Source organism: Streptomyces platensis (assembly GCF_008704855.1).
GTDB classification, from domain to species: Bacteria; Actinomycetota; Actinomycetes; order Streptomycetales; family Streptomycetaceae; genus Streptomyces; species Streptomyces platensis.
On the sequence record NZ_CP023691.1, the window covers coordinates 4619137 to 4637909 of the forward strand.

The 18773-nt window shown below is 72.3% G+C and carries 9 protein-coding genes, 2 tRNA genes and 3 pseudogenes; 9 read left to right on the top strand and 5 right to left on the bottom strand.

The features are described 5' to 3' along the window. Positions 1-69 precede the first annotated feature (69 nt). The gene (locus CP981_RS39550; RefSeq protein ID WP_085924668.1) at positions 70-984 is read right to left on the bottom strand and encodes a response regulator; all 915 of its coding nucleotides are present in this window, start codon (positions 982-984) and stop codon (positions 70-72) included. Continuing rightward, positions 981-5357, bottom strand: coding sequence for a HAMP domain-containing protein (locus CP981_RS20490; RefSeq protein WP_244329715.1), 4377 nt, complete (start codon positions 5355-5357; stop codon positions 981-983). Before CP981_RS20490 ends, CP981_RS39550 begins: the two co-directional genes overlap by 4 nt. Positions 5358-5516: 159 nt before the next feature. Between CP981_RS20490 and CP981_RS20495 the strand changes: the two genes are divergently transcribed. Then, complete coding sequence (locus CP981_RS20495; protein WP_244329716.1) at positions 5517-7334, top strand: SpoIIE family protein phosphatase; 1818 nt, start codon at positions 5517-5519, stop codon at positions 7332-7334. Between the two features lie 44 nt (positions 7335-7378). On the opposite strand, the gene CP981_RS20500 is transcribed toward CP981_RS20495, so the two are convergent. Further along, entirely contained in the window at positions 7379-7618 is a 240-nt protein-coding gene (locus CP981_RS20500; RefSeq protein ID WP_085924670.1) for a hypothetical protein, read from the bottom strand. A gap of 353 nt (positions 7619-7971) precedes the next feature. Between CP981_RS20500 and CP981_RS20505 the strand changes: the two genes are divergently transcribed. Further along, complete coding sequence (locus CP981_RS20505; RefSeq protein ID WP_085924671.1) at positions 7972-9621, top strand: long-chain fatty acid--CoA ligase; 1650 nt, start codon at positions 7972-7974, stop codon at positions 9619-9621. Between the two features lie 43 nt (positions 9622-9664). On the opposite strand, the gene CP981_RS20510 is transcribed toward CP981_RS20505, so the two are convergent. Both CP981_RS20510 and CP981_RS38705 read right to left on the bottom strand, forming a co-directional pair. Beyond that, positions 9665-14128 (bottom strand): response regulator, encoded by a 4464-nt coding sequence (locus tag CP981_RS20510; protein WP_244329717.1) that lies wholly within the window; start codon positions 14126-14128, stop codon positions 9665-9667. 193 nt (positions 14129-14321) lie between these two features. Then, positions 14322-15134, bottom strand: a complete 813-nt coding sequence (locus CP981_RS38705; RefSeq protein WP_244329718.1) for an SSI family serine proteinase inhibitor — start codon at positions 15132-15134, stop codon at positions 14322-14324. A 240-nt stretch (positions 15135-15374) separates the two neighbouring features. Here CP981_RS38705 and CP981_RS20520 point away from each other — a divergent pair. The 7 genes and pseudogenes from CP981_RS20520 to CP981_RS38720 form a co-directional block, all read left to right on the top strand. Then, positions 15375-15465 (top strand) — tRNA-Ser (locus CP981_RS20520). Positions 15466-15864: 399 nt separating this feature from the next. Next, positions 15865-16104 (top strand): hypothetical protein, encoded by a 240-nt coding sequence (locus CP981_RS20525; protein ID WP_085924672.1) that lies wholly within the window; start codon positions 15865-15867, stop codon positions 16102-16104. Between the two features lie 133 nt (positions 16105-16237). Further along, positions 16238-16310: transfer RNA gene (locus CP981_RS20530), tRNA-Arg, on the top strand. Between the two features lie 586 nt (positions 16311-16896). After that, positions 16897-17298, top strand: coding sequence for an effector-associated constant component EACC1 (locus CP981_RS20535; RefSeq protein WP_107429528.1), 402 nt, complete (start codon positions 16897-16899; stop codon positions 17296-17298). Positions 17299-17300: 2 nt separating this feature from the next. Beyond that, positions 17301-17972, top strand: a pseudogene (locus tag CP981_RS38710) (caspase family protein); the annotation flags it as partial. Positions 17973-18275: 303 nt separating this feature from the next. Next, positions 18276-18464, top strand: a pseudogene (locus CP981_RS38715) (hypothetical protein); the annotation flags it as partial. 18 nt (positions 18465-18482) lie between these two features. Then, positions 18483-18692: pseudogene (locus CP981_RS38720) on the top strand (hypothetical protein); the annotation flags it as partial. Between the last annotated feature and the right edge of the window lie 81 nt (positions 18693-18773).

Genomic DNA, 18773 nt, shown 5'->3' on the forward strand with positions numbered 1-18773 from the left:
ATAACTGGTTGTGTCGGCGGTGTCCACCGGGCGCCGCCGGCACGGCTGTACGGGGCGGGGTACGGGAATTCAGGTGCCCCGGCTCACCAGGAGCCTGCCCACCGCCTGTTCCAATTCCGCGATGCGGTCGGCCAGGCGTGCCTTGTCGGTGCCCTGGGCGTCACGCAGGAGGAGTTCCACCTCGGCGAGCTGACCGGCGATCTCCGCCAGCCGGGAGGCGTCGCCGGCCCCGGGGGAAACGGGCGGCGGGGGAGGCTCGGAATGCGCCCGGAATTCCTGGCTTTCGGGGGGTGCGGCGGGGGGTGTGACAGGGCGCGCGGTGGCCTCCCCGGGGGTTCCGGCCTCTCCGGGCGCTACGGCCTCCCCGGCTTCCCCAGCCTCTCCGGTTTCCCCGGCTTCTTCGGCCTCCCGGGCGCCTTCGGTTTCCACCGGCGGGTGAGGGGCGGCCGAGGCGGACACCGTCGTCGCGGGCAGTGGTGCGTGCGCGGCGCCCGGCGGCGGGGCGGGGGGTGTGCCCTCGCCGCGGGGCTGTTCGTCCGAGGTCAGCAGGCGTTTCAACTGCTCTGCCTGGGCGGCCAGTTGACGGTTCTTGCGGTGCAGGTCCAGGAAGACGTTCACCTTGGTGCGCAGCAGCCAGGGGTCGAAGGGCTTGATGAGGAAGTCGGCGGCGCCGACCGTGTAGCCGCGATAGGCGTAATTCGGGTCGACCGAGGCACCGGTGAGGAGAATGATCGGGACGTCCTTGGTCTGGTCGAGGCCCTTGATATTGGCGGCGGTCTCGAAACCGTTCATGCCCGGCATCAGCACATCGATGAGTACCACCGCGAATTCCTCGCGGAGCATGGCCTTGAGGGCCTCTTCGCCGGATCGCGCACGGACCACTTTCTGGGTGAGGGAGCCAAGAACGGCCTCCAGCGCGACGAGGTTCTCCTCCATGTCGTCGACGATGAGGATGCTGGATGAGGTGTCGGGTGTGGTCGTCATGATTCCTGCCCCGTCATTCCCTGGTCGTCCTGGCCGATGCCGCCGCTGCTTTCGGCGGCATGGGGGATATCGGGGTCACCGGACTCGGGGTGCGGCGACGGCTCACCGTGCTCCGGGTCGAGAAGGCGGCAGATCACGGTCAGCAGCCGGTCCACATCGACCGGTTTGGGGATGTAGTCATTGGCCCCGCTCTCGATCGCCTTTTCCCGGTCGCCGGGCATGGCCTTCGCGGTGAGGGCGATCACCGGCAGATCAGCGAATCGAGGCGCGTGCCGGATCGCCTTGATCATCTCGTAACCATCCATTTCCGGCATCATGATGTCCATCAGAATCAGCGAGACATCCGGTGTCCGGTCGAGGACTTCCAGGCCCTCACGGCCGTTTTCCGCGTACTTCACGCTGATACCGACCCGGCCCAATACGTGCGTGAGCGCGAAGACATTGCGGATGTCGTCGTCGACGATGAGGATCCGGCGCTGGGCCAGCACCTGGCCGGCGCGTCCGCTGAGCCAGTCCTTGAGGCGGGTGGTTTCGGGCCAGGTGACGGCGGCACCGTCGGGGGAGTGCCCTCCCGTGGGGGACGTCAGCTCCTGGTCCGCCGCCGGGGTGGGGAAGAGGTCACCGGTCGGCGCGCTCCGCTGCGGCTCGGGCTTGGCCGTGAGCTGTTCGGCCAGGACGGGGCCGGACTGGGCGGTGCTGTCCGCGGGGCGGGTGGCGGCGGTGGGGCTCGGGGCGGGGAACGGGCCCGTATAGCGGGCGGGCACGTACAGGGTGAAGGTGGAGCCGACGCCCGGCTCGCTCTCGGCGATGATCCGGCCGCCGAGCAGTGCGGCCATATCGCGGCTGATGGACAGGCCGAGCCCGGTGCCGCCGTATTTGCGGTTGGTGGTGCCGTCGGACTGCTGGAACGCCTCGAAGATGCCGTCGAGTTTCTCCGGCGAGATGCCGATGCCGGTGTCCTTGACGGAGAGGGCGATGACATCGTCGGCGGTCCGCAGGGACTCCTCCTCGAAATCCGAGCCCGGAACGCGCTGCACGATGAGTTCCACGCCGCCGGAGGAGGTGAACTTCACCGCGTTGGACAGCAGATTGCGCAGGATCTGCTGGAGGCGCTGTTCGTCGGAGAACAGTTCCTTGGGGACGTTCTCGCCGACCGTGACATCGAAGGTGAGACCGCGGTCGACGGTGAGCGGCCGGAAGGTGGCGCGGACGTAGTCGAGGAGTTTGATCAGCGGCAGGGTCTTGGGGTGGACGTCCATCCGGCCGGCCTCGATCTTCGACAGATCGAGGATGTCGTTGATGAGCTGGAGCAGGTCGGAGCCCGCGCGGTGAATGGTGACGGCGAACTCCACCTCCTGCGGGGAGAGCCGGCCGTCGGGGTTGTCGGCGAGCAGCCGGGAGAGCACCAGCAGGGAATTCAGCGGGGTGCGCAGTTCGTGCGACATATTCGCCAGGAATTCCGACTTGTACTGCGAGGAGGTCGCGAGCAGGGCCGCCTTCTCCTCCAACTCGGCGTTCGTCAGCTGGAGTTCGTCGGAGCGCTGACGGAGTTCGGCGGTCAGCCGCTGGGATTCCGAAAGGAGGGATTCCGTACGGGAGTTGGCGATGATGGTGTTGATCGAGACGCCGATGGTGTTCACGAACTGGTCGATGAAGGCGAGGTGGACCTCGCTGAACCGGCTGAACGAGGCCAGCTCGATGACGCCGAGCACCTGGTCCTCGAAGAGGACGGGCAGGATGACGATGCTGGCCGGGGCCGAGGCGCCGAGTCCGGAGCTGATGGTGATGTAGTCCGGCGGGACGGCCTCGACGACGATGCGCTTCTTCTCCGTGGCGGCCTGGGTGATCAGGCCCCAGCCGGGGGTGCCCAGCCGCAGCCGCGGCAGCGAACGGCGGCCCTCGGGCTGGCCGGTGCCGTAACCGGCGATCAGCTCCAGGCCCTCGCCCGGCTCGGCGCCCGCCTCGGCCAGGAAGAACGCGCCGAACTGCGCGTTCACCAGCGGGGTCAGCTCGCGCAGGATCAGGTCCGCGACCTCGACCAGGTCGCGGTGGCCCTGCATCAGGCTGGCGATACGGGCCAGGTTGGACTCCAGCCAGTCCTTGGCGCGGGTGGTCTCACGGAGGTTGGCGACCATCAGGTTGATGTTGTTCTTCAGGGCGGCGACCTCGCCCTGGGCGTCGACGGTGATCGAGCCGGACATATCGCCCTGGGTGACCGCGCTGGCCACCTCGGCGATCGCCCGGACCTGTGTGGTCAGATTCAGCGCCAGCTCATTGACGCTGGTGGTCAGCCGCTTCCAGGTGCCGTAGACGCCCTCGACCCGGGCCTGGCCGCCGAGCTGGCCCTCGCTGCCGACCTCGCGGGCGACGCGGGTGACCTCGGACGAGAACGAGGACAGGGTGTCGACCATCGTGTTGATCGTCGTCTTCAGTTCGAGGATCTCGCCGCGGGCGTCCACATCGATCTTCTTGGACAGGTCGCCCTTGGCGACGGCGGTGGCGACCTGGGCGATGTTGCGGACCTGGGAGGTCAGGTTGTCCGCCATGGAGTTGACGTTGTCGGTGAGGTTCTTCCAGACGCCGGAGACGCCATGGACCTGGGCCCGGCCGCCGAGCCGGCCCTCGGTGCCGACCTCGCGGGCGACGCGGGTGACCTCGTCCGCGAAGGCCCGCAGCTGCTGGACCATCGTGTTCACGGTGTCCTTCAGCTCCAGGACCTCGCCGCGGGCGTCCACATCGATCTTCTTGGACAGGTCGCCGTTGGCCACCGCCGTGGTCACCTGGGCGATGTTGCGGACCTGGGACGTCAGGTTGAGCGCCATGAAGTTGACGCTCTCGGTGAGGTCCTTCCAGACCCCGGAGACGCCTCTGACCTGCGCCTGACCGCCCAGGTTGCCTTCCGTGCCGACCTCGCGGGCGACGCGGGTGACCTCGTCGGCGAAGGCGGAGAGCTGGTCGACCATGGTGTTGATCGTCGTCTTCAGTTCCAGGATCTCGCCCTTGGCCTCGACGGTGATCGTCTTGCCGAGGTCGCCCTCCGCGACGGCGGTGGCGACCAGGGCGATGTTGCGGACCTGGGACGTCAGGTTGTCCGCCATGAAGTTGACGCTCTCGGTCAGGTCCTTCCAGACGCCGGAGACGCCCCGCACCTGGGCCCGGCCGCCGAGCCGGCCCTCGGTGCCGACCTCGCGGGCGACGCGGGTGACCTCGTCGGCGAAGGCGGAGAGCTGGTCGACCATGGTGTTGATCGTCGACTTCAGCTCCAGGATCTCGCCCCGGGCGTCCACGGTGATCTTCTGGCTCAGGTCGCCGTTGGCCACCGCCGTGGTCACCTGGGCGATGTTGCGGACCTGCCAGGTCAGGTTGGACGCCATGAAGTTCACGTTGTCGGTGAGGTCTTTCCAGACGCCGGAGACGCCGCGCACCTGCGCCCGGCCGCCCAGCTGGCCTTCGGTGCCGACCTCGCGGGCGACGCGGGTGACCTCGTCGGCGAAGGCCCGCAGCTGGTCCACCATCTTGTTGACGGTGAGCTTCAGCTCCAGCAGCTCACCGGTCGCCTCGACCGTCACCTGCTGGGTCAGGTCGCCGGTGGCCACCGCGGTGGTGACCACGGCGATGTCCCGGACCTGCGCCGTCAGCCGGGACGCCATGGTGTTGACCGCCTCGGTCACATGCAGCCAGTCGCCGGACAGCCCCTGGACCTTGGCCCGGCCGCCCAGCCGGCCCTCGGTGCCGACCTCGCGGGCGACCCGGGTGACCTCGCCGGTGAACAGCGACAGCTGGTCGACCATCCGGTTGACGCCGTTGCCCAGGCGGCGCAGATCGCCGCGGAGCTGGCGGTTGCCGTCGTGCAGATCGACCCGCTGGGTCAGATCGCCGTCGGCCACCGCGTCCAGCACCCGGGTGGCCTTGGCGAGCGGGACCACCAGCGCCTCCAGCACGGTGTTGGCCGCCTCGATGTTCGTCGTCCAGGTCCCCTGGCCGGGGCTCGCGGAGATCCGCTCGTCCAGCCGGCCCTGCCGGATGATCTCGCCGCGGACGCGCTGGAGCTCGGAGGCGAGATGGGCGTTGCGGGCGACGATCTGGTTGAAGACGCCGGCCATGTCGGCCAGCACCCCGTCCGTGGAGCCGCCGGCCGGCGGGCTCTCCACACGCGTGGTGAAATCCCCGTCGCGCACCGCGTTCATCGCGGCGAGCAGCGGCCGCAGCTCACTCGTGCGTACCCACTGGCCGTCGGACGGGGGCGCGGCGGGCGATACGGGCCGGACATACGCGGCGGGCCCGGACTGCTCGGACGGCGGCTCGGACGGATCGGAGGGCTTGGCGGGCTGAGCGGGCTCGGGAGGCTCGGGCCGGGCGGGGTCGAGCGCCATGGCACACCATCCCCCAGTGATCGAAGCGGGGAAATCCCATCGGGCAGAGTGATCCATTTGGGCAGGTATGACATAGTATAAAGCGCTTGTAATCACTTTTTCCCGGCATATCCAGGGGGCGCAGTGGTACCGCTGTCCTCCCCGCACACGACGGAATCCGTGTCCCGGAAAGGCCTGCCCGCGAACCAGCTCGCGGCCGCCGGCGCACGCAAATTCGTGCGCGCGCTGCTCACCGAACGGGCCGCCGCACCACCCGCCACCGCAGGGCCCGGCTCGGCAGCGATCAACGCGGAGCTCATCCACGACGCCGTCCTGCTCACCAGCGAGCTGGTCACCAATGCCGTGATGTACGCCGGTACCGAGATCGATGTGACCTGCCGGCTGGAGCACCACCACGACCCCGCCGAGGGCGACGGGGAACGTCGCCGGGCCAAGCTGGGTCTGGTCATGGAGGTCTCCGACCGCCATCCGGCCCGGCGTGTACGCGGCGGGGTGGACGCCCGTACCGGCGAGCCGGGATACGGCCTCCAGCTGGTGAGCGCGCTGGCGGAATCGTGGGGCGTGACCTACCGCAAGTCGGTGAAGACCGTGTGGTTCCGGCTGGAGGCCACCGAGGGCGAGCCCGGCACCATCGGCTCCGTACCCCGGCCCGAGACGAGGGCCGTCGCGCCTCCGGCCCAGCCCGCCGCCCAGCGCCGCCGTCCGCACGGCTACGCCGCCGAGTGGGCCGACCGCGGCGGGCCGTCCTTCCTCGCCGAGACCAGCGAACTGCTGGCCGGGCAGCTCGACCAGGACATGGTCACCGCGCTCGCCGCCCAGCTGCTGGTGCCCCGGCTCGCCGACTGGTGCGCGATCTGGCTGACCACCGACAGCGGCACGATGCAGCTCTCCCGGGTCTGGCATGTCGATGAGCGGCGGATCGCGCCGCTCCGCGCCGACCTGGAGCTGGACCCGCCGGCCGACCTCATCCGCACCGCCGGGACCCCCTGGCCCTGGCCGGAATGCGCCGGCGCGACCTCCTCGGGCGGGTCCGCGCTGGCCTTCCCGCTGGTCGCCCGGGACACCGACCAGGGCATGCTGCTGCTCGGCCGGGCGGGACACCTCCAGATGACCGACACCGTGGTGCGGATGGTCGAGGATGTGGCGCGCCGGGTCGCGCAGGCCGTGTTCACCGCCCGGAAGTACACCCGGCAGACCACGATCAGCCTGGCGCTCCAGCGGCGGCAGCTGCCCGCGACGCTCGCCAGCATCCCCGGCGTCGACACGGCGATCGTCTACGAGCCGCACGGCGAGGGCCAGACCGTCGGCGGCGACTTCTACGACGTCTTCCCGATGGGCGACCGGCGCTGGTGCTTCCTGCTCGGCGACGTCCAGGGCAAGGACCCGGAGGCGATGTCCGTCACCGGCCTGGCCCGCCACCTGGTGCGGCTGCTGGCCCGCGAGGGGCACGGCGTCGAGTCGGTGCTCGACAGACTGAATCTGGCCATGGCCGAGGAGAGCGCGGAGGCCGTGGAGCTCGGCGGCGAACAGGCCAGCTCCCGCTTTCTGAGCCTGCTGTACGGCGAGCTGGAGGTCGATCCGGGCACCCCCGGGGCCCGCTGTACGGTCGCCACCGCCGGCCATCCGCCGCCGCTGCACATGTTCGTGGACGGCAGGGTCGAGGCGGCCTCCGACCCCCAGATGCTGCTCGGCATCGACGAGGGCACCGAATTCCAGGCCAGCTCCTTCGCCCTCGCCCCCGGCGAGACGCTGCTGTGTGTGACCGACGGGGTCACCGAACGCCGGTGCGGCAACTGGCAGCTGGACGACAACGACGGTCTGATCGAGGTACTGCGGGACGGCACCGGGCTGGGCGCCAAGGCCCTCGCCGAGCATGTCCGGCGCGCCGCACACGACTTCGGCACCGGCCCGGTCGAGGACGATCTGTCGGTGCTGGTCCTCCAAGCGGTGACCCCGGTGGCCGATCGGCGCCCGTGAGCGGCCGGCCGGCCCGCCGGTGGCCGGCGGTCAGCGCCGCGGCCTCACCGCCCGCCGCCCGCCTGGGTGGCCACCGGCCGCCCGCCACCGGAGATCACGCCGCCGCCCAGCCCGGCGACGCTGTCCAACTGCCCGCCGAACAGCGGGCGGCCGAGGGAGGGGCCGTCGACGGAGGCCCGCGGGGCCGGGGCGGCCGAGGGCGCCGCCTGAGCGGTGCCGCAGGCCAGGACACCGGCACCGCTCAGGGCGGCAACGACGAGGCAACGACCGAGGTGGGGGCGCATAAGACGCTCCTGTCAGAAGAGGAAACCGGGAAAACCGGACGCTCGTCAGCGTGCTGCTCCGTCCGGACGCCGCACAAGCAACGTGCCGTAAGGGCCATCCCTCCGGGTGAACGGCGGCCGCCCGCCCTTTGACCTGGGGGAACGGGGGCGGGGCGGCCGGGTGGGGCGATGGCGCCGGAAAACTGCCGGGCGGGGCGGCGCGGCCCGCGGCGGCCCGCCCCGTGCCCCGCCCCGCTCCCGGCCATATGCCTCCATGAGCGGGCAAGAACACACCCCTGGGGGCGTGACATACCAAGCGGTATGCATCGACAATCTCAGCACCATTACCCGCCCGTATACAGCGGAGGCACCCGGTGCTCAGCACGATGCAGGACGTACCGCTCACCGTCTCGCGAATCCTGACCCACGGGTCGACGGTTCACGGTGAATCGCAGGTCATCACCTGGACCGAGGGGGACCCGCACCGGCGCAGCTTCGCCGGGATCGGCCGCCGGGCCGCCCGGCTCGCCCATGCGCTGCGCGACGAGCTGTCGGTGGCCGGCGAGGAACGGGTCGGCACGCTGATGTGGAACAACGCGGAACACATGGAGGCCTATCTCGCGATCCCCTCCATGGGGGCGGTGCTGCACACCCTCAATCTGCGGCTGCCCGCCGAACAGCTGGTGTGGATCATCAACCACGCCGAGGACCGGGTCGTGCTCGTCAACGGCACCCTGCTCCCGCTGCTCGCCCCGCTGCTCCCGCAGCTGCCGAAGCTCCGTCACATCGTCGTCGCGGGCCCCGGCGACCGGTCGGTCCTCGACGGTGCGCAGGCCCGGGTGCACGACTACGAAGAGCTGATCGCCGACCGCCCGGAGAGCTACGCCTGGCCGGAGATCGACGAGCGGGCGGCCGCGGCGCTCTGCTACACCTCCGGCACCACCGGCGACCCCAAGGGCGTCCTCTACAGCCACCGTTCGCTCTACCTGCACTCGATGCAGGTCAACACCGCCGAGGCGTTCGCGCTCAGCTCCCGCGACATCACCCTGCCGGTCGTGCCGATGTTCCACGTCAACGCCTGGGGCCTGCCGCACGCCGCGTTCATGGCCGGCGCCTCGCTGCTGATGCCGGACCGCTTTCTCCAGCCCGCGCCGCTCGCCGAGATGATCGAGACCGTCCGGCCCACCATCGGCGCCGCCGTCCCCACCATCTGGCAGGGCCTGCTCGCCGAACTGGACGCCACGAAGCGGGATGTGGCCTGTCTGCGGACGGTCGTCATCGGCGGCTCCGCCTGCCCGCCGGCCCTGATGCGCGGCTTCGAGGAGCGGCACGGCATCCGCGTCGTACACGCCTGGGGCATGACCGAGACCTCCCCGCTCGGCAGCGTCGCCCACCCGCCGGCCGGCGTCAGCGGCGACGAGGAGTGGACCTACCGCGCCACCCAGGGCCGCTTCCCCGCCTCCGTCGAGGCCCGGCTGATCGGCCCCGACGGCGAGCAGCTGCCCTGGGACGGCCGGGCCGCGGGCGAACTGGAGATCCGCGGGCCGTGGATCGCGGGCGCCTACTACGGCGGCGCGCAGGGCGACCCGCTGCGCCCCGAGGACAAGTTCAGCCCCGACGGCTGGCTGCGCACCGGCGATGTCGGCACCATCACCCCGAACGGCTACCTCACGCTGACCGACCGCGCCAAGGACGTCATCAAGTCCGGCGGCGAATGGATCTCTTCGGTCGAGCTGGAGAACCACCTGATGGCGCACCCGCATGTCGTCGAGGCCGCGGTGGTCGCCGTCCCGGACGACAAGTGGGGTGAGCGGCCGCTGGCGACGGTGGTGCTCAACGACGGCGCGACCATCGGCTACGAGGAGCTGAAAGCGTTCCTCGGCGAGCGGATCGCGCGCTGGCAGCTGCCGGAGCGGTGGGCGGTGATCCCGGCGGTGCCCAAGACCAGCGTGGGCAAGTTCGACAAGAAGGTGCTGCGCAAGCAGTACGCGGAGGGCGAGCTGGACGTGACGCTGCTGGCGTAGGACATCCTGCGGTGGGGCCCGGGCGTCCGGGCCCCACCACGGGTCAGTTCGTGCCGATCTTGGCGAGCAGGTCGACGATCCGGCCCTGCACCTCGGCGCTCGTGGAGCGCTCCGCCAGGAAGAGCACCGTCTCGCCGGCCGCCAGCCGGGGCAGCTGCGCCGGGTCCATGTCGGCGGAGGTGTAGACGACCAGCGGCGTGTGGTCCAGCAGCCCGTTGGCGCGCAGCCAGTCGACGATGCCGGCCCGGCGGCGCCGCACCTGCATCAGATCCATCACGACCAGATTCGGCCGCATCTGCGACGCGAGAGTGACCGCGTCGGCATCCCCGCCGGCCCGGGCGACCTGCATCCCGCGCCGCTCCAGCGACGCGGTCAGGGCGCCCGCGATGTCGTCGTTCTGCTCGATCAGCAGCACCCGCGGCGGGTGCACGTCACTGTCGCGCGGGGCCAGCGCCTTGAGCAGCACGGCCGGGTCGGCACCGTACGCGGCCTCCCGGGTGGCCTGCCCCAGACCCGCGGTCACCAGGACGGGGACCTCGGCCGCGCCCGCCGCCTGACGCAGCGACTGCAGCGCGGTACGGGTGATCGGCCCCGTCAGCGGGTCGACGAAGAGCGCCGCCGGATACGCGGCGATCTGGGCGTCCACCTCCTCGCGGGAGTTGACGATCACCGGGCGGTAGCCGCGGTCGCTCAGCGCCTGCTGGGTGGCGACATCCGGCGCCGGCCAGACCAGCAGCCGGCGCGGATTGTCCAGCGGCTCCGGCGGCAGCTCGTCGTCCATCGGCATCGGCTGACGGTCCACCACCTCTATGGCGCCGTTCGGGCCGTCCAGCGGCTCGGGGCCCTCGCTGCCCTCATCGGGCGCGGAGATCGCAAAGGCCCGGCCCTCACTGGCATCCATCAGATGCGGCTGCGGCTGCGGCTGAGGCTGCGGCGGGGCCTGCGGCCGGGCCGGGGCCTGCGGCTCGGGCTGCGGGGCACCGGGGTGCGCGGGCGCCTCGGCCGGCGTGGGCTCGGCGCCCGCCGCCCGCCGGTCCTCCTGCGGCGCGGCGAGCTTACGGCGGCGGCCCGAACCGGCGGACGTACCGCCCGGCGGGGTGCTGCCGGGCGGCACCGGCGGGCGCTGCTGGTCGGCGATCTGCTGGGCGAACGGCACCCCCTGACCGAGCGTCCGCACGCTGAACGCCCGCCCCTGGGAGTGCCCGGCGGCATGCCCGTCGTCCTCGGCGGCCGGCGGCAGCGGCTGCCGGTGCGCCGCCGCGGCGGGCGTGCCCTGCGGCGGCACGGGCGGCGGGCCCGCGGCCTCCTCGGCAGGGCTGGGACGGCCCCGCCGACGGCCGGTGGGGGCCTGCGGGGCCTGCGGGCTCTGCGGGTCCTGAGGCGCGACGGGAGCGGGGGACGGCTGCGGCGCGGCGGGCGCCTGGGCCGGACCGGCCTCCGGCGCGGGCGCGATCCCGGGCGCCGTGCCACCGGCCGTACCCGTCGCCTCGGCCGCCTCGGTGGGCTGCGCCACGAGCCCCTCCGGGCCCGCGACAAAGGTGCCGGACGACTCGGCGTCGGCCATCGCGGCCGCCGCACGCTCCTCGGCCGCGGCCCGCCGGGCCCGCCGTCTGCCGGTCGGCTCGCCGTCCCACTCGCCTTGCGGCGCACCGGAGCTGACGGCCCCTTCGGGCTCGTGGCCCTGCTGAGCGCCGGGCACGGACGCGTGCGGGCCGCCGGGCAGCGCGGCGTTCGGGCCGCCCGGCACCGACGCCTCCGGACCGCCGGGCACCGCCGTCTCCGGCCCGCCGGCCACCGGCCGACGCGCCCTGCGGCGTCCCGTACCGGCGGCCTCCTGCGGACCGGCCGACTGCGCGGGCACCTGGTCGGCGGTCGCGGGCAGCGCCGGCACCGACGACTCCGGGGTCCGGTCCGCGGCGGCGGGCGGCAGCGCGAAGGCGGTACGCGCGCCCGTCTGCTGCTGCGCCCCGGAGGCCGCGGCTGCCCCGGTCCGCTCACCCGGGGCGGTCCGCTCGGGCGCCTCGGCCAGCGCCCGGCGCGCCCGTCGGCCACCCGCCTGGACGGGCGCGAGCCCCTGGGGACCCGGGGGCGGTGTCTGGCCGGGGCCCGTGGCCTGCCCCGGAACATGCGGCCGGCCCGGCGCCGGAGACTGCCCCGGAGCCGGGCTCTGACCTGGAATCTGCGGGCCGGTCCGCCTGGGTGCCGACGCGGAGGCCGGCACCGGCGCCCCGTTGGCCGACGGCGCCGCGGGCCCCTGCGGACCGACTGCCGGTCCCTGGCCCTGCGGTGTCCGCCCCTGCGGTCCCGCCGCGGGCCCGTGCGGCTGCTCCGGAGCCGGGCCGGCCCCGGGGGGAAGCGCGGGCAGTCCGCCGCCCTCCGTCGCGCCCTGCCGGGCCCGGCGCCGTCCCGTCGGCGGTACGGTCTCGGCCCCCGCCATACCGGGCGGCAGCCCCCGGCCGTCCGTGACAGGGCCACCCTGGGCACCCTGCGCCGCGTCACCCTGCCCGGGACGAGCCCCCGGGCCGCCGTCCACCGAGCCCGGGCCGGTCGCACCCTGCGCACCATCGGCGACGACACCGTGCGGCACACCGGTCTGCGGCACACCGGTCTGCGGCACCCCGGCTTCCTGGCCGCCCGGATGCGCGCCCTGCTCCGCACCCGAGTGCCGCGCCCGCCGGCGACCGGTCGGCTGCGCCCCGCCCGTCTGCTCCGGCACCGCCAGGCCGGTCCCGGCACCACCGCCACCGAGCGGCGCACCGGACCCGCCGGAACCGCCCGGCCCGCCGTCACCCCCGGACGGCCCCTCGCCGCCCTCGTGTCCTTCGTCGTCCGGCCCCTGGCCGCCGCCGGCCGCGCCCGCGTCCGCCGCGTTGCCCTGGGTGCCGCGCGCACGGGCCGCCGGTACCGGCATCACCGTCGTCTCGTTGCCGGTCGGCACGTCCGCCCCGGCCGTCCCACCGTCCGGGGACGTGCTGTCCGGGGACGCGCCGTCCCCCGCCACCGGCAGCTCCAGCACATACGCGCTGCCGCCCGCACCGGGCCCGCCACCGGGCACCTCGTGCGTCTGCATCAGCCCGCCGTGCTGCCGCACGATGCCGCGGACGATCGGCTCATGGACCGGGTCGCCGCCACCGAACGGGCCGCGCACCTCGATCCGTACGACATCACCGCGCTTGGCCGCCGCCACCACGATCGTCGAATCGCCCGGGACGGGCCCCGGCCGCCCGCCCAGGGCGGCCTCACCGGCCGGCATCCGGCCCGTCGAATCGACCCCCGCGACATCCGCGATCAGATGCGACAGCGCCTGTGCGATCCGCTCCGCGTCGACCGTCGCCTCTATCGGCGGCGCATGCACCGCGAACTGCGCCCGGCCCGGACCGATCAGCTCGATCGCGCCCTCCACACCGGCCGCGACCACACCGTCCAGCGAAACCTTTGTGCGGTTGAGCTTCTCCTTGCCGGAGTCCAGCCGCTGATAGCTCAGGACGTTGTCCACCAGCGTCGTCATCCGGGCATGGCCCGCCGCGAGGTGGTGCAGGATCTGGTTCGCCTCGGGCCACAGCTGGCCCGCCGGGTCGGACGCGAGCGTGCCCAGCTCGCCCTTCAGCTCCTCCAGCGGCCCGCGCAGCGCCTGGTCGAGCACCGCCAGCAGCTGGGTGTGCCGGGCCGCCAGCGAGTCGAACGCCCGGCGGTCGGTGAAGGTCATCACCGCGCCGACGAGCTGATCGCCGTCCCGCACCGGCGCCGTCGTCAGATCGACGGACACCGCCCGGCCGTCCTTCGCCCACAGCGCCTGCCCGCGCACCCGGTGCTTGCGCCCCGACTTGAGCGTGTCGGCCAGCGGGGTGTCCTCCCACGGCAGCGCCGAACCGTCCGCCCGCGAGTGATGGATGAGCGGATGCAGCTCCTTGCCGCCCAGCTCACTCGCCCGGTACCCGAGGATCTGCGCCGCGGACGGATTGACGAGCACGACCTTGCCGTCGGCGTCGACCCCGACCACGCCCTCGGCCGCGGCCCGCAGAATCATCTCGGTCTGCCGCTGCTGACGGGCCAGCTCGGTCTCGGTGTCCAGCGTCCCGGTCAGATCACGGACGACGAGCATCAGCAGCTCATTGCCCGTATAGCCGTTCCGGTGATCGGCGTACGCGGCCTCGAAGGCGGACTCGTACGGCGTCCGGCCGTCCTCAAGATTGGCGCTGGTCACCTCGACCAGCAGCTCGGTCCCGTCCGTCCGCCGCGCGACCATCCGCGTCGGCTTCGTCCGGGTCCGCTCCTCCTCCTCGTCCATGCGCCGCATGGACCCCGGGATGCGCTTGGAGTCGAAGGACGGCAGCAGATCGAGCAGCCCGCGCCCCACCAGGGCCGTGCCCGGTGCCTCGAAGGTCTCCAGCGCGATGGTGTTGGCGTTGACGACGGTGCCGTTGCAGTTGACGAGCAACAGCGCGTCGGGGAGGGCGTCGAGTATGGCTGCGAGGCGAGCAGCGCCTCGGGATGGCCTGCTGCTCACGACGACGCTTCCTCCCTGTTACCGCACCTTGCCGACCCACCGTGGCGGATCGCTGGGATGGAGTCTACGGGCACTTGCCCGGGACGCGGAGGCGGATGACGAGGAGGTAATGCCACGGCCGTGTGCGACTCGCCGCACGCCCGACATCTGCCGCATCGTCCTGACCTGGCCCGCTACTAGGGCATGAACCGGGTCATGAACTGGTCGACGGGAGCAGGGGTTCGAAGCTGCTCCAGCGGCTGATCTCACACCCATTGGTGCGCCGGAAATCCGCGTTGACGGGCCGCCCCGCCCAGGTCCCGGTGATATGCGCGGTGGCCGGGCCGCCGTAAATCATCGTGCAGTTCGCCCCCTGCGGCACCGGCGCGAACGGATCCCGCCCCCACCGCGTCATCCCGTCCAGCTTCGTGCAGGCCTTCTTGGCATGGGGGTGGTTGCCGCGCGCGGGGTGGCAATACAGCTCGAACGTCCCATCGGTCCGCGCCGAACCGGACCCACGGACGGTGACGGTGAGGTGGTCCACGGAGGCGGGGGCGGGGGCGGAGGGGGCGGCTGGGTTGAGGGCGGGGGTGTCCTTGTCGCCGGGCGCCCGGTGGCCGGTGGGGGTGGGGCGGTCGGCCGGGATGAGGCGATCGACGGGGAGGCCGTGATCGGACGGGCGGTGCCGGCCCCCGGCCGAGATGTGGTGGCCGGCCGGGCTGCGGCGGTCGGCCGAGGCGGGGTGGCCTGCCGGGCGGCGCTGATCCCCGTCAACGGCGTGGTGATCGGCACCGCCCGGCAGGCCGCCCTGTCTCCCGGCCGGGGCGTGGTGGCCGGCGCCGGTGATGCCGTCCACGGTCCGGTAGTGGGGCAGCGGGATCGGGGCGGCCGACGCGGCGGGCGCCGCCAGGGCCAGCGCGGTGGCGGCGGAGACGACGGACACGGCGGCGGAGAGCACGGCCGTGGTGGTGGCGGTGGCGGCAGTGGTGGCCGCGGCGAAGAGGGACGACGTCCGGCGGTACGGCATCACAGGCTCCAGAGGCGAGTGCGGGGCGGTACGCGGTACGTACACGCCGGGGGCGCACGACAACGCGCGTCGTCGCGGCCCCGACACCTCTAACGCGCTGCCGCCCCCGACGTTGCGCTGCAAAAACGTCTTTGCCGGGTGGCCCGCGCGCCTAGTACCGTAGGGGGCGATTGGTGACAGCCCTTGGAGCTGTGCCATCATCTGGACACACCACAGCGTGCATGCGCGCGTGGGGTGTGTGGAGGCGTCGCCTAGTCCGGTCTATGGCGCCGCACTGCTAATGCGGTTTGGGGCTTACCCCCCATCGAGGGTTCAAATCCCTCCGCCTCCGCTCCTCTTCGTTCAGGCCCCGATCTCCCAAGATCGGGGCCTGAACGCGTTTTGGGGCGCCTCTGGGCGCAGGCCGAGATCAGCCGGCCGGGTTAGAGCTGGTCGGCCGGGCCTGGCTGCGTGGTGGCTACTGGCGAGACGGGGCGGGCACGCGACCGGATCTCCCCTACGGGGTTCCCCGGCTGCCTCGCTCCTGGCTGCCTCGTCGGTCGCTGGGGCGGCGCCGGTCGGACGACTGGGTGGCCCGGTGGTGCGGGGGCCGGGATAGTGCGGGGCCTGGCGGCGGCCTGCCGGGCAGCCGGGGTTCTCGGTGACCGGCGTCGCGGGTGGGCTGCCGGCCCCCACCACGTCTGGGAGGCCATCGCCCTGCACGCAACCCCGGAACCCCCAGACATCCGAAGTGGCCCGCGTCACATTCGAAACCCTCCCTGCGGAAACCTGCGAGGCCATCGTCTCCGCCCGTCCCCGCCTCCGCCCCGACTTCAGGCGCCGAATCCTCCACGCCTTCCACGCCGACCCGGCCCACCGTCCCCAGTCCACCTTCGGCAATACGAAGGCCGATGCCCCAGACCGCTGCGAAGACCACTACACCCGCCCGAACTTCGTCCGGATCATCGAGGGCTCCCCCTGGCCCGAGTAACTCCGCAACCCCCGCCACAAGGGCGTTTCCGCAGGTCAGAGGCGCTACGGGCAATGGATTTCGCCTCACGCCGCAGGTCATGTAATGTTGTTCCCGCAACGCCGACCGGCAAGAAAAACCGCCGGAAAGCCAAGCGCTCGTAGCTTAACGGATAGAGCATCTGACTACGGATCAGAAGGTTGCAGGTTCGAATCCTGCCGAGCGCACAGCAGATCAAAGCCCCCGCCGGGTAATCCGGGCGGGGGCTTTGTCGTGCCGTACAGCCGCGAAGTACAGCAACCGGGCCAGTCGGCGCCGCCCATCGCTTCGGACAGCCGGCGGGGGGCTGAGCGCAGCTTCCCTGGTCTTCCGCCGCCGGCCGGTGGGAGGCGAGGAGCGGACCTCCGGTGAGTCGAGAGCCGCATGGGACGACGACGGTGAGTATCACGCGGCGGTTGGGCGTTCGTGGGTCATGGTGGGCATTGCGGTGATGTGCGTTCTGGCCCTGGTTGGTGTCGCGCTCGTTGGCTTGCTCGGTGTGTTCGGCGTTTCTGAGGTGTTGTCGATCGTCTCCGGCTGACATCAACGGCGGTGAACCGCAGAGGGCCTGAGCGACTCGTGGCGATGCCGGTGCGTTACGGCGCGGGGCCACGACAGTCGGGCCGGGTGAACTTGTGAAGCGGTGGTCGCTCCATCCGTTGGCGTACGCCTGTGCATGCCACCATCCCGCCGCCGGCCCCGGCGGGGAAGAGCAGGGAAAACCCCGTCAGGGCAGACGGTGCGCTTCTATGGTGGGGCGTGGGAGTGGTGGCGATGGAAGGGGCCGGTCGGGTGGAGGTCACGCTGTCGTTCGGGGGTGGGGCGGAGGATGTCGAGGGGCCGGTGTCCTTGTACCGGTGGCTGGTGGCCGAGCCTGAGTTGCGGGGGCAGGTGAGGGTTTCGCTTGGGGCGGAGCCGTCGGAGCCGGGGCATATGGGCGGGGGGCTGGACCTCGTCAATGTCGTGGTCGCCAACAGCATTGCTCTGGGCAGCCTGATCACCGCTGTGGCCACCTGGCGGGGCTCGCGGCCGCGGCCGCCGCAGGTCCGGCTCGAGCGGGACGGTGTGGTGGTGACGCTGCACGACAGCTCTCCCGAGGCGGTCGAGCAGATTCTGCGGGTCTGGAACGAGAGCGGTGCGCCCGCTCCGGTGGCGACGGACGGAGACAGCGAGTAGCCGTGGCGGTCTTGTCGGACCCGGCCCGCTCGGAGGCCGTACTGGTGGGCGTTCATGACTACGTCTACCTGGAGAAGCTGCCCGCGGTCGCCCGGAATCTGGCGGGGCTGCGGGACGCGCTGACCGATCCCGCGGTGTGGGGGCTGCCGGCCGAGTCGTGCACGGTGCTCTCGCAACCCCTCAGTATCGGCCAGGTGCTGGATACGGTGCGGGATCGGGCCCGCAAGGCCCGGGACACGCTGCTCGTCTACTACGCCGGGCACGGTCTCACGGACCTGTACACCGACGAGCTCTACCTCGCCATGGCCGATTCGGACCCCGGTCGTGAGCACACCTCGCTGCGGTATGAGTGGCTGCGCAGGGCGGTGCTGGATCCGCAGGCCGGTGCCCAGCGGACCGTGGTGATCCTCGACTGCTGTTACAGCGGGCGTGCGCTGCTGGGGCGGATGAGTGCCAGTGCGCACATCGCGGACCAGGCCGTGGTCGAGGGGACCTGCCTGCTGACGGCCTCCGCGGAGACCCGGCCCGCGCTGTCGCCGCCCGGGGAGACGTACACGGCGTTCACCGGTGAGCTGATCGCGACGCTGAACGAGGGCATTCCGGGCCGGCCCGATCCGCTCGACATGGACACCCTCTACCGGCATCTTCGAGGGAGGCTGGCGGCCAGGTCCCGGCCGGTGCCCCAGCAGCGCAATCGCAATACCGGTGGCCGTATCGCGATCGCGCGCAACCGGGCCGTATCGGAGGGGGCCGTATCGGACGGGGCCGCGCCGTACGCGGGCGTGCCCGACCCGGCGAGCCTGGCCGACCGGCAGAGTGAAGCCGAGCAGCGGCTGGCGGAGATGGAGCGGCGCGCGGAGCTGTTACGTCTGGAGACCGAGGCGCTGCGGCAGGAGGCGGAGCGCCGCGCCCTTCAGACGCTGGAGACCGCGCAGCGGCTGGCGCACGCGCTGGCCGCCTCCCCGGACCGGGGTGTCCAGCCGTTCTGGTTCGCCGTGCCGGCCACCCGTCCGCTCATGGGACAGGACGGTTCGCTGGAGCCGGCGGGGGAGTTGGTGCCGGGCACCTGGTACCTCGCCGTCGAGCAGCGGGGCAAGGCGCTCGTCGTGCAGACCCAGGACGGTCGCAGGGGGCTGCTGCTCGACGCGGACGGCATCCAGCGTGGGATTTACGTGGACTGCGGGGCGGCTGAGGATCCGGGTTTCGAGCCGTTCTGGTTCGCCGTCCCGGTGGCTCGCGAGATGTTGAGCGAGGACGGTTCGCCGGAGCCGGTGGGGGAGTTGGTGCCGGGCACCTGGTACCTCGCCGTCGGGCAGAGTGACGGGGCGCTCGTCGCGCGGACCGAGGACGGTCGCAGGGGGCTGCTGCGCGATACGGACGGCATCCAGCGCGGGGGCAGTGACGTGGCGGAGAGCCATGCCCGGCAGACCCTGCGCAAGGCCGAACGCATGGCCGGTGCCGTGGTCTCCGAACCG